Raw genomic sequence first — 11,836 nt, forward strand, 5'->3', positions numbered from 1 at the left:
AAATATATTTCTTTGGCTTGGCGACGCAGGGTATGGTTATGTTCGAAAAATCATACTGTCTTGGGGTTTTTATATTGTGTTTTTCACATGTTTTTCCAAAGCTATATTTATTAGAAATTTCTTCATATAACTTTTTTTCAACCAAAGGAATTTCGCAGCTTAAGTCATGGAATAAATTCTCATGACTTAGAATGAATCTATTAAGAGCTTCGGTTGATGGGGCAATAAGGTAATAATTATATTTAATTTTTTCTTGAGCTTGTTTAATGCAGAAAATCACGTCATCCAAATCTAGATGTTTTTCTCGTCGAACACTGACTACTTTATTTTTATATGCTGTCTTATATATTTCATCGTCCGTTGAGCTAGAGATAATGCAATAAGGTATGAGTTGTTTTTCTAAAGTACGGATGAACGCGTAAAGTGCTCTCATATTGTAGCCAGAGAAAATTATGACAGCTTTCAAAACCAATCCTTCTTTTTATGAATATTATGAATTATTTTTAATTGACTTTCTTCTGATAAATCCGGATAAATTGGTAAACATAAAATCTGCTCGGACACCTGTTTGGCTACCTGCAAATTGTTTTCCGCCGCGCTGGGCAGGCCGCGATACATCGGAAAATCGCTGACCAAGGGATAAAAGTAGCGCCGGGCATAAATATCCTGTTCGCGTAGTTTCGAATACAACTGGTTGCGGCTGATAGGATAGTCCTCTTCAATCAGAATCGGAAAGTAGGAGTAATTTTCTTCGCGTTCCGTATGGGAGGGCAGTAAGCGTATTCCTGGCAGGTCTTTAAAGGCTCGCCGGTAGCGGTTAGCTAGGGTTTGCCGGGCGGCAATGCATTGATCGATATAGTCCAGTTGCAATAAGCCCAAGGCCGCCTGAAATTCGTTCATTTTGCCGTTGATGCCGGGCGCCATGACCGTGACTTCATCGGCAAAACCAAAGTTTTTCAGGTAGTCGATGCGTTGTTTTAATTTTTCGTCGTTACAGACGATTGCACCGCCTTCAAAGGTGTTGTAAACCTTGGTGGCATGAAAGCTCAATATGGATAAGTCTCCGTGGTTTAACACGGTGTTTCCGTTTTGGCGGACGCCGAAGGCGTGCGCGGCATCGTAAATTAGTTTTAAGCCATATACGTCTGCAATTTGCTGCAGTTTTTCGGTATCGCAGGGCGTGCCGTAAACATGCACAGCCAGAATGGCGGATGTTTGCGGAGTTATAGCGGCTTCGACTTTGTTGGGGTCGATATTGAAGGTGGTGGGGTCTATGTCAACAAAGACCGGATTGTTTTTGTTCCAAATTAAGGAATGAGCGGTGGCTACGAAAGTGTAGGGTGTGGTGATGACTTCGCCGGTGATTCTTAAGGCTTGCAATGCGGTTATCAGGGCAATGGTGCCGTTGGTAAATAGCGATAATTGCGAGACGCCTAGATAGTCCGCCAGCTTGGTTTCCAGTTGCCGATGAAACGTGCCGTTATTGGTCAACCATTTTTCCTGCCAGATTCTCTCCAAATAGGGCATAAATTCTTCCAATGGAGGTAGAAAGGGTTGGGTGACAAATATTTTTGACATTATTCGGGAAATTATTGGAGATTTAATAGACTTTTTTCGTTACGACATAATGAACGTTTTGATTTCTCGGTATTTTTTTTAATTTTTTAGTTCGCATTACAATTAACGAATCCTTTAAAAACTGTCAGGATAATAATTTTTAGATCAAGCCAGAACGACCAATGCTCGATGTAGTATAGATCATGCTCTATTCGCGTCTTTAAACAAGTATCGCCACGCCAACCGTTGACTTGCGCCCAACCGGTGATGCCGGCTTTTACCAAGTGTTTTTGCATATAACCGTCGATTTCATGGCGAAACTCTTCAACGAACATCGGGCGCTCGGGGCGCGGGCCGACGATAGACATATCGCCTTTCAACACATTGATGAACTGAGGTAATTCATCCAGGCTGGTTTTTCTTAAAAAAACACCAACCTTGGTTGGTTGCTTGCTTCGTGCTTGTCCCCATATAGGTGAGCCATCTTTCAAGTCGGCATCTTTAGGCATGGTTCTGAATTTCAACATCTTGAAACGTTTTCCGCTCCAGCTTACTCGCTCTTGACTATACAAAACCGGGCCGGGAGATGTGAGTTTAACTGCGATGGCTATCAGCAACATGAGGGGGCTGATGAGGATCAAAATCAAGGTCGCGAGAATCTTGTCCTCTAACCATTTAGCCAGCACGTTGATGCCGTTGATGGGAGATACGGCTATGTTAATAAGCGGTAAGCCGTTGATTTGCACCACTGAGTGGTTGAGTAAACGCCAGCCGAGAATATCCGGCACTAGCAACACTTCCACTGCGGTTTTCGCCAGATTTTTATTGAGTGCTTCGATAGTGTCAATGTCTCTTAACGACATGGCAATCCAGACTTGATCCACGGCATTGGTCTGCAAATACTCGATTAGATCATTAACTTGGCCGAGTTGCTTGATGTTCTGATGGTTTTTCGCGCTGTCGTTTTCGCCAAAATAGCCCTGCACGGCTAAGCCCAGCCAGGGGGCTTGATCGATGCGTTGAGCAATATCGATGCATTTTTCGGCATTGCCAACCAATACAATGTACCGCAAGTTTCGGCCCCGTCTGCGCATTTGCCGCAATAACATGCGAAGCAGTAAACGCACTAGGCCCATAACGGCAAAAGCGGTTATAAACCATAAACCTAACCAATGGCGCGAGTAGTCATCCGCGGTTTTAGTGAAAAATATAAAGGCGATTAAACCAACAATAGTAGAGGCCCAAGCATATATGAGCGGTTTGAATTCCGAGAATAAACTTGCCCCCCTCCAGCTTCGGTAGACATTGAATTTCGGAAACCACCAGAGGCTAAGCAAAATTGCAACGCCGACCGCATTCAAATATCCGTTTGGCATCCAGCCTGAATAGTCGGGAAAGTTTTTGTAAGGTCTTAGAATGTAAAAACAGAGCATACTGCTTGCAAAGATCAAGGCAGCATCCAGTAATCTTGCAAAGATGATCAGTTGACTGGCGTAGTCTTTGGCGTATCCGGCTGGTTGCATCTATTTTGGAAACCTAAAAAACACAATGGTCAAAGGGACTGCTATCGAACTGTCATAGAAGCAGCCGCCATTTCATACGGTTCATTCTTAATAATGCGCGCGGTAAAAAATATGGTTGGCAAATGCACGTCAGTTCACCCACACCGCTACGGTGTGCGTCAATAAGTCCATATTTCCAAGTTTTGTCTGTTGAACCATCTGTAACGGCTTGGCCTTATCTGTTGGTGTAAAAGGATATTTTTTTCGCTGCGAAACGTCTCGGCGCTTGCGGGCGAGAGACCCCGAAAACCCTGTTGGAAATGATTATAGACTAAGCTGAATGGGTGAGATCGGGAATCAATGGCAGCGGCCGTACCGATTTTCAACAAGTTTCAGTCATGTTAGGTTGATGTTTTCTTTGGTAAAACACAATACCAACCCGTTGAATGTGATCGCGCAATGTTGGCGCCGATCGAAAATTGATCATTTTAAGAGGGTTGTACCGATCGAAAATTAACCAGACAATTCACATATCCTGCCGTGATTTTAGGCAGGAGCAAAACCCGAGAGCATTACATGTCAATGTTCGCAAAAGTTCGTCGGTTGTTTCATCGCGACCGCCCCACTATCAGTGAAATTCAGCACCGGGCTAGTCTGTTGCGTAATACCATTAAGGCCTGTAATGGTATCGAAATTCCGGCAAAGAGATAAAAACTGAATGCCGCGTTGATGATCTCCGCCAATGCATCCAAGGAGGACCGAAAAGTCCGGTCCAGCGAACATTACATTACGCTTAGCGGGAATCCTAGGAAACGGCTGGACGGCAGCCGATCCGCGCCAACATGGGGGCTGTCCTTATTCCAATAACGGTTGCAAATACGGCCAGACTTTTTCGGCGATTGGGGTTTGCCCCTGCTCATTCGGATGCAGGCCGTCGGCTTGCATCAGTTCGGGCTTCAAGGCTACATCTTCCAGAATGAAGGGCACCAGCGGCACGTTTAGCTCGGCGGATAATTGCGGATAAACGTTGTAAAACATCTCGATGTAACGCTTGCCGTAATTGGGCGGAATTTTCATGCCCAGTAGTAGGACCTTGGCGCCGGCCTGGCGCGAGCGTTGTATCATTTCGGTCAAATTGCTTTTCATGGCCTGAGGCGTCAAGCCGCGCAAGCCGTCGTTGGCGCCCAGTTCCAATATCACAATGGACGGTTTGTGCCGGGCCAGGATCCGGTCGATACGCGCCAGGCCTCCGGCGGAAGTATCGCCGCTGATGCTTTCATTGCTGATAACATAGCCGCCCTGCGGCGGGTTGAACTTTTTTTGCAGCAAATTCACCCAACCTTGACCGGCATCGATGCCGTAGCCGGCACTGATACTGTCGCCTATCACAACAATCGATGCGGCCATCGCGGCCATGGGCGTTAACCCCAAAATTAAGGCAAGGACAAGACTATACATCATGCAAACTCATAGTGAACCAAACAACCCTTCCATCATAGAGACCCGAAACCTGGGTAAATCGGTGCCGAGCTCGGAAGGTGAACTGCATATCTTGTCATCGGTGGATTTAATCATCAAGCCGGGCGAAAGTATTGCCGTGGTCGGCGAGTCCGGTTCCGGCAAAACCACGTTGTTGAGTTTGCTGGCCGGATTGGATACGCCCACCAGCGGTTCGGTCTTTATCAAGGGCCGCGATATTACCGTGATGAATGAAGACGGCAGGGCGGCCTTGCGCAACGAACTGATAGGATTTGTATTTCAGTCGTTTCAATTATTGCCCGGCTTGACGGCGTTGGAAAACGTGATGTTGCCGCTGGAGTTGAGCGGCGACGGCAATGCCGAAGCGGCGGCGCGGGCATTGTTGGAGAGGGTGGGCCTGGCGCGCCGGCTGACGCATACGCCCAAGCAACTGTCGGGCGGCGAACAACAACGGGTGGCCTTGGCGCGGGCCTTTGTCACCCGGCCGGCCATCTTGTTTGCCGATGAACCGACTGGCAATCTGGACAGTAAAACCGGCGCCCACGTCATCGACCTGTTGTTTGAATTGAACCGGGAACAGCACACCACGTTGGTGCTGGTCACCCATGATGCCTCGTTGGCGGCGCGTTGCGGGCGCATGATCGGGCTGGCGGCGGGGCGTATGCTATGAAACGCTTTGGCTTGGCGTTACGCCTGTTGCTGAGGGACGGCCGTTCCGGCGAATTGACCTTGCTGGTGCTGGCGCTGCTGATTGCGGTCGCCAGCGCCACCACGATTTCCTTGTTTGCCGACCGGTTGCAGCGCACCTTGACTGTGCAGGCGGCCGAGTTTCTGGCGGGCGATCTGGTGCTGGCCGGTTCGATGCCGATCGACGATGCTTGGCGCCGGCGGGCGACGGGACTGGGTTTAATCCCGTCGCAAACCGTAGAGTTCAGCAGCGTGTTGCTGGAAAACGAGCAGATGCTGTTGGCGGCAATCAAGGCGGTCAGTCAGGGGTATCCGCTAAGGGGGTTTTTAAAAACCCTGGAAACCGAAGCCGGCGCGGAAAGCCAAATCGCTCACGGCCCGCAACCGGGAACGGCCTGGGTGGAAAAACGGATATTGTCGGCGCTGAATTTACACGTGGGGGACATGCTGACGGTCGGCGAAAAACCGCTGCAAGTTACCCGGATACTGACTTACGAACCCGACAAACGCGGAGACTTCTACAGTTTTTCGCCGCGGGTGGTCATGCACCAGGCCGATTTGCCGGCCACCGGGGTGATTCAACCGGGCAGCCACGTGCACTATTTTTATCAGTTTATCGGTGAAGAAACCGCGCTGGTGGCATTCAAAAAATGGCTGAAGCCGCAGTTGAATCCGTCCCAGCGGATTTTGGATATTCATGAAGACAGGCCGGAATTGGGTTCCGCTTTACAGCGGGCGGAACGCTATTTGGGTTTGTCCAGCATAGTGGTGATTTTGATAGCCGGCGCGGCCATCGCCATGGCCGCCGGCCGTTATACCGAGCGGCATTTCAATACCTCCGCCCTGTTGCGCTGCCTGGGCTGTAAACAACGGGAAATCTTCCGGTTATACACAGTGCAGTTTTTGGTGTTGGGAATGCTGACCAGCGCTATTGGCTGTTTGTTGGGGTGGTTGGGGCAGTTGGGGCTGTTTTATGTATTGAAGCCCTTGTTACCTCAGCAGCTGGCGAATCCAAGCCTGTTGGCGGTGGTGTTCGGGTTTGTCACCGGAATGGCGATTTTACTGGGTTTTGCCTTGCCGCCGCTGTTGCGGCTACAAAAAGTTTCGCCGTTGCGGGTGTTGCGGCGGGATCTGGAGCCGTTGCCGGCCAAAGCCTGGCTGATCTACGGTTTGGCGATTGCCATCATGTCCGTGTTGGTCTGGCGCTATAGCAACGACTGGCAAATGACGGCCGGCATCGTCGGTATCGGCCTGTCGAGTCTGTTGGTGTTGGGCTTGCTGGTGACCGGCATGCTGAAATTGCTGCGGCCATGGCTGCCCAAACTGGGGTTGACCTGGCGGTTCGGGTTGCAAGGCTTGTTGCGCAACAGCCGCGCCAGCGTCAGCCAGATTTTGGCTTTCAGCATCACACTGGCGGCAATGAGTTTGAGTTTTACGGTGCGCAGCGATTTGATCGATCAATGGCGGCAGCAATTGCCCGAACGCGCGCCCAACTATTTTGCCCTCAATATCATCCCCGCGCAGCAACCTGCGTTTGCGCAAGACTTATTGCGGGCCGGTATCGATAGCAGCGCATTTTATCCGGTGGTCAGGGGGCGCTTGGTCGAGATCAATACCGAGGCGGTGCAAAAAAGGGTCAGCAAGGACAGTCAGGGCGAAGCCGCCATCCACCGCGAATTGAGTCTGACCTGGGCGCCGGCGATACCGGCGGATAACAGCATTACCTCCGGCGAAGCCTGGTCGGCGGACCAGGCCGGCTGGGTGTCGGTGGAACAAAAGCTGGCGGACAATCTGGGTATCAAAGTTGGGGACGATTTACGGTTTACCGTCGGCGGCGCCCAAGTCAGCGCCAGGGTGGCTAATATCCGCAGTTTGCAATGGGATACCATGAAGCCCAATTTTTACATGATTTTTTCGCCGGGCACGCTGAACGATTTTCCGCTCACCTATCTGACCAGCTTTTATGTGCCGGACGCCGAAAAAAATCTATTGAACCAACTGCTGAAAACCTATCCGGCCACGACCATCTTGGACGTGGATCAGATCTTAAAGCAGTTTAAAACCATACTCATGCAATTGACCCAGGCCATCGATTTATTGCTGTATTTTGCTTTGGCGGCCGGCTTTACCGTGTTGTTTGCAGCGGTGTATGCCACCTTGGACGATAGAATCCGGCAAGGCGCCTTGCTGCGCACTTTGGGGGCCCGGCGCGACTGGCTCAGAAAAACGCATTTAGTCGAATTCGGTGTTTTGGGAGCGTCGGCCGGCATTTTGGCCGCGGCGATTTCCCAGGCGATTCTGTATGTTTTGTATAGCCGGGTCATGCATATTCCTTATGAACCGTCCTGGCTGGCGGCGGCGACATTGCCCGGAATAGGCATGCTATCGGTCGGCCTTGCGGGGTATTGGGGAGTACGCGCGGTGGTCGACCAATCGCCGTTGCGGGTTTTACGCCGCTTGTAACGGTTTTGCCGTTGAAATCCGCGAGGCCGGCGCAATAAAAACGCCGAATCTGTATTTAAACCTTGGGAAATTTGGCTTTGTGGCTAAAATGTAAAGCCGATGGCTGCCAGAACTGTCAGTTTGAACTGACAGAGGCGGCGTGGTGTCATGAAAAATTCGGACAGCTGAAGACTATTTAATTTGAGGATTATGCCGCAAAGTGTTTTTAAACTTGAATCGTTGCTGGAAACCCATGAACAACCCTTCATGGTCATCGGCGCCGATTTGCATGTGTTGGCGGTGAATCAAGCCTGGGAAACGGCGTTTGGTATTGACCGGGAAACTCAAATCGGCCAGCCGTGTTGCGAACAGCGGGGCGTTTGCCGGCATCAACGCTTGTTTCAAACCCTTGAACCTTATACGGGGATTTTCGAGGTTGAAGGGCGCGGTAGGGACAAAAAACTGCTGAATGTGCGGGGTTATCCGTTGTTGGACGCCGATGGGCGTTTGTATTTAGGCGAATCGCAAAGTCTGTTGCATAAAAAAGGCGGCGAAATCCACCAGCTCGGCATGGTGGGTAAAAGCGAGCCGTTCTTGCAGTTAAAAACCAAATTGCAGCAAGCGGCCGGCATTCAGGCGCCGGTCTTGTTGTTGGGCGAAACTGGTACTGGCAAGGAACTTGCTGCGGAGTTTATCCATCGCCATTCGCAACATGCGCAGGGCGAGTTTGTGATTGCCGATTGCACGGTGTTCGGCGAGGATTTATTTGAAAGCGAATTATTCGGTCATGAAAAAGGCGCATTTACCGGAGCCGCTTCCAGCAAGAAAGGTTTATTCGAATTGGCCGATAACGGCACATTGTTTCTGGACGAAATCGGCGAGCTGCCTGTTTCGCAACAAGCCAAACTGTTGCGGGCATTGGAAAGCGGGCAGTTTCGCCGCGTGGGCGGTACCGTCACGCTGAAAGCCAATGTCAGGGTGCTGTGCGCAACCCATAGAAATTTGGCGGACATGGTAAGGCAAGGCCGGTTTCGGGAAGATTTGTTTTACCGGCTGTCGGTGTTTCCGATCGACATTCCGCCGTTGCGAGAGCGTAAACAGGACATACCGCTATTGGTTGAACATTTTTTAAAGCAATTCGGTCAATTGAAAGGCCAACATTTGACGATTAGTCGCGAGGGGTTAATCAAATTGATACAACATGGCTGGCCCGGTAATATCCGTGAATTGAAAAACTGTCTGCATTTAGCCAGCGGCTTATGCGGCGGGAGCATTATTCAGCCCGCGGATATCCATTTCATGCGCATGATAGGCGAACAGGCCGAGTCGTTAGCCGCCGGGCCGGCCGTGGTGGCGCCGCCCCCGTTGGAAAATGCCGGCAACATGAGCCCTTTGGAACAATATGAAGCCAGTTTTATCGGTAGTTTGATTAAAAAATACCAAGGAAATCGAAAATTAATTGCCGCCGAAATGAATATCAGCGAAAGAACGTTATACCGTAAGCTTAATCGGCTCAATCTGAACTAGGCACGACCATGCAGTCATCGTTATTCAACTGGACGCTTAACGCCATTAATCCGCAAAACAACGGGTTTACACCGCCCATGGATATGCGCGAAGCTATTTCCAGTATCAGAGCGTTGCCGCCACTGCCGGGTAGCGCGGTGCGTATCATTAATTTGATTTCGGACCCGAAGGCCGACGTAGATAAACTGGCCGAAATCATCGAAATGGATCCGTTATTGACCGCACAAATCATTCGCTGGTCGACTTCGTCGCTGTACGGCTATCGCGGCAAAATTTCCAGCGTGCGCGATGCGATTGTGCGGGTGTTGGGATTTAATTTCGTATTGGATCTGGCCTTGGGACTATCTGTTTTGGCGCCGTTGCGGGCCCCTAAGGAAGGCGTGATCGGTATCCGGATGTTCTGGATTCATGCCCTGAGCAGCGCCTTGTTGATGAAAAAGCTGGCGCAAAAACTGCCGGCCGAATTCGATCTGAATACGCAAGAAGTTTTTCTGGCGGCCTTGTTGCACAATATCGGCTTTCCGTTGCTCGGCCATCAATTTCCCGGCGAATTCGATTATTTGCATAAATTGATCAATGCCAATCCCAGTTTATCGATTTATAACCTGGAAACCTTCGCTTTTGGCGTTAACCATACCCAAATAGGCGCTTGGCTGATGAGCGCATGGTCGCTGCCGCGCTTGATTACCGATATTGTCTATCACCACCATAACCCCTTTTATCGGGGCGAGCATTATCAATTGACTCTTTTGACTTATCTGAACGACTACCTGCTGGGCCAGATCGGTATCGGCGATGCGGCCAATCAAAACTGCCCCGACGACGTGTGGCGGGTTTTATCCTTGGAGCCGGCCGCGGCGTTGGCTATCGTCGATAGTCTCCAGGAAGACATTGCGGCCATTACCGATATGGCCGATATGCTGACCCTATAAAGGCTTGCGCAGGGAACGCAGGTGAGTGCCTCATCTGCCGTTAGCCATCCTTAGCCCCCATGAGCCATTCGTTTTGCCCCGCTTGTCTGAATACTCTGCCTGATTTATCGGTTTGTCCGCAGTGCGGCTGGTACCCGGGCATGCGTTTCGATGCGCGGTATTTACCGCCCGGCACCGTCGTTAACCCGCCTTATCAGGTGGCCCGGGTACTGGGGCACGGCGGGTTCGGCATTACCTATCTCGGTTGGGACATTAACTTGCAAATCAAGGTGGCGATCAAGGAATACATGCCGCGCGAATTTGCCGGCCGCGACCCGAAAACCGGGCAGGTATCGGCAAACTCGGGCGAGGCCGAGATACAGTTTTCCGCCGGCTTGAACCGTTTTTTGGACGAGGCCCGTATTCTGGCCAAATTTCAACAGCACCCCGGCATCGTGTCGGTATTGTCTTTTTTTCCCGCCTTCGGTACCGGTTACATGGTGATGGAGTATGTGGAAGGCCGGACTTTAAAGGCCTATTTAGACCGGCGCGGCCGGCTGAACTGGACCCAAACGCTGGAAATTTTCATGCAGATCATGGATGCGTTGCGGGCGGTGCATAAAGCGGGGATGTTGCATCGCGATATTGCACCGGACAATATTTACCTATGCGGGGACGGACGGGTGAAATTATTGGATTTTGGCGCCGCGCAGGCCTGTTTGGCCGACCATGGGCAGCCGGGCGGCCCGCGGACCGTGCTGGTCAAGTCCGGGTTCGCTCCGGAGGAACAATATGGCGACGATAGCCGGCAAGGCCCCTGGACGGATGTGCATAGCCTGGCTGCCAGTATGTATTTTTGCCTGACGGGACAAGCCCCGCCGGATGCCTTGGAGAGGCTGAGGCACGATCAACTCAAGCCGCTGGCGGATTTCGGCGTAACGATTCCGCCGCGGGCTGAACAAATACTGCGGGACGCTTTAGCGGTAAATGCATTGCAAAGACCGCAAAGTATTGAAGCGCTGCAAAAGCGATTTATCGATTTACAGCCCGAGCCCCAGCCGGCACGGCCGGTAAATGCAAACGAGGTAAAGGCTATACGGCAAGCCGATGCGCAACCGGTGCCGGCCGATGCCGGCCGGCCGGGCGGTTCTAATGGGCGGCGTTGGTTGCTATTGGCTGCCGCCGCGTTTTTTTTTGTTCTCGTACTGTTCTCGCGGAAACATAACACGCCGGCGTCCGGCGAGTTCGACACATTATCGACGACGCCCGCCAACCCGCCCAGCGAGTCCGTCATGCCGGCGTTGGGGGATCCTCCCGACGATACGGAACGGGTGCAACAAAGGATGCGAGAGCTTCAGGCCGCGGAAGCGTTAAAACAGCAACAAGACGCCGCACTGCAGCGTTTTGAAGAAAGGCGCCGCCAGGAAACCGCCGCATCGGCGCCGGCCGCCGAAAAGGCCAAGCCCCTGCATTTAGAGCATATGCGTAGCCTGTGCGCGGAATGGGGGGCTACAATGGAATGCCAAGAGCTAAGAAAAAATCAATAACGCACTATGCTATGAATTCAATGAAAAGAAAAGGTAGACCGTTATGAAACTGATACGCTGCGAACGCGGCCATTATTACGACGCAATGCAACACAGCAGCTGTCCTACCTGCGGCGTGCCGGGACTGGAGGCTGCGTTGGCGCGGGAACAATCCGCGCCGGCCGAATCGGCCGCCATGGCGACG

The 11,836-nt window shown here is 51.5% G+C and carries 9 protein-coding genes; 5 read left to right on the forward strand and 4 right to left on the reverse strand.

Annotated features, from left to right (window positions below):
• The 4 genes from NP596_RS16645 to NP596_RS16660 all read right to left on the reverse strand — a co-directional run.
• Positions 1–466: hypothetical protein (locus NP596_RS16645; RefSeq protein WP_256616517.1), on the reverse strand; the 466-nt coding region annotated here is incomplete at its 3' end.
• A complete protein-coding gene (locus NP596_RS16650) occupies positions 463–1,578 on the reverse strand; it encodes a DegT/DnrJ/EryC1/StrS family aminotransferase (RefSeq protein WP_305891801.1) in 1,116 nt (371 codons plus the stop codon). The genes NP596_RS16645 and NP596_RS16650, both read right to left, overlap by 4 nt.
• Before the next feature lie 86 nt (positions 1,579–1,664).
• Positions 1,665–3,080 (reverse strand): undecaprenyl-phosphate glucose phosphotransferase, encoded by a 1,416-nt coding sequence (locus NP596_RS16655; RefSeq protein WP_256616518.1) that lies wholly within the window; start codon positions 3,078–3,080, stop codon positions 1,665–1,667.
• Between the two features lie 834 nt (positions 3,081–3,914).
• The gene (locus tag NP596_RS16660; protein WP_256616525.1) at positions 3,915–4,517 is read right to left on the reverse strand and encodes an arylesterase; all 603 of its coding nucleotides are present in this window, start codon (positions 4,515–4,517) and stop codon (positions 3,915–3,917) included.
• Position 4,518: 1 nt separating this feature from the next.
• Between NP596_RS16660 and NP596_RS16665 the strand changes: the two genes are divergently transcribed.
• The 5 genes from NP596_RS16665 (at position 4,519) to NP596_RS16685 (ending at position 11,652) form a co-directional block, all read left to right on the forward strand.
• Positions 4,519–5,208 (forward strand): ABC transporter ATP-binding protein, encoded by a 690-nt coding sequence (locus NP596_RS16665; protein ID WP_256616519.1) that lies wholly within the window; start codon positions 4,519–4,521, stop codon positions 5,206–5,208.
• Positions 5,205–7,688 (forward strand): ABC transporter permease, encoded by a 2,484-nt coding sequence (locus NP596_RS16670; RefSeq protein ID WP_256616520.1) that lies wholly within the window; start codon positions 5,205–5,207, stop codon positions 7,686–7,688. Before NP596_RS16665 ends, NP596_RS16670 begins: the two co-directional genes overlap by 4 nt.
• Positions 7,689–7,877: 189 nt before the next feature.
• Positions 7,878–9,194: a sigma-54 interaction domain-containing protein gene (locus NP596_RS16675; RefSeq protein WP_256616521.1), complete on the forward strand. Its 1,317-nt coding sequence runs from the start codon at positions 7,878–7,880 to the stop codon at positions 9,192–9,194.
• Between the two features lie 8 nt (positions 9,195–9,202).
• Positions 9,203–10,126, forward strand: a complete 924-nt coding sequence (locus NP596_RS16680; protein WP_256616522.1) for an HDOD domain-containing protein — start codon at positions 9,203–9,205, stop codon at positions 10,124–10,126.
• A gap of 59 nt (positions 10,127–10,185) precedes the next feature.
• Positions 10,186–11,652: a serine/threonine protein kinase gene (locus NP596_RS16685; RefSeq protein ID WP_256616523.1), complete on the forward strand. Its 1,467-nt coding sequence runs from the start codon at positions 10,186–10,188 to the stop codon at positions 11,650–11,652.
• Positions 11,653–11,836: the final 184 nt, after the last annotated feature.

This window comes from Methylomonas rivi (genome assembly GCF_024505165.1).
GTDB lineage: Bacteria > Pseudomonadota > Gammaproteobacteria > Methylococcales > Methylomonadaceae > Methylomonas > Methylomonas rivi.

Bases quoted from the DNA above. Each gene is read 5' to 3' on its own strand.
- NP596_RS16650 (WP_305891801.1), bottom strand. From the start codon at position 1,578: ATGTCAAAAATATTTGTCACCCAACCCTTTCTACCTCCATTGGAAGAA.
- NP596_RS16670 (WP_256616520.1), top strand. From the start codon at position 5,205: ATGAAACGCTTTGGCTTGGCGTTACGCCTGTTGCTGAGGGACGGCCGT.
- NP596_RS16675 (WP_256616521.1), top strand. From the start codon at position 7,878: ATGCCGCAAAGTGTTTTTAAACTTGAATCGTTGCTGGAAACCCATGAA.
- NP596_RS16680 (WP_256616522.1), top strand. From the start codon at position 9,203: ATGCAGTCATCGTTATTCAACTGGACGCTTAACGCCATTAATCCGCAA.
- NP596_RS16665 (WP_256616519.1), top strand. From the start codon at position 4,519: ATGCAAACTCATAGTGAACCAAACAACCCTTCCATCATAGAGACCCGA.
- NP596_RS16685 (WP_256616523.1), top strand. From the start codon at position 10,186: ATGAGCCATTCGTTTTGCCCCGCTTGTCTGAATACTCTGCCTGATTTA.
- NP596_RS16655 (WP_256616518.1), bottom strand. From the start codon at position 3,080: ATGCAACCAGCCGGATACGCCAAAGACTACGCCAGTCAACTGATCATC.
- NP596_RS16660 (WP_256616525.1), bottom strand. From the start codon at position 4,517: ATGTATAGTCTTGTCCTTGCCTTAATTTTGGGGTTAACGCCCATGGCC.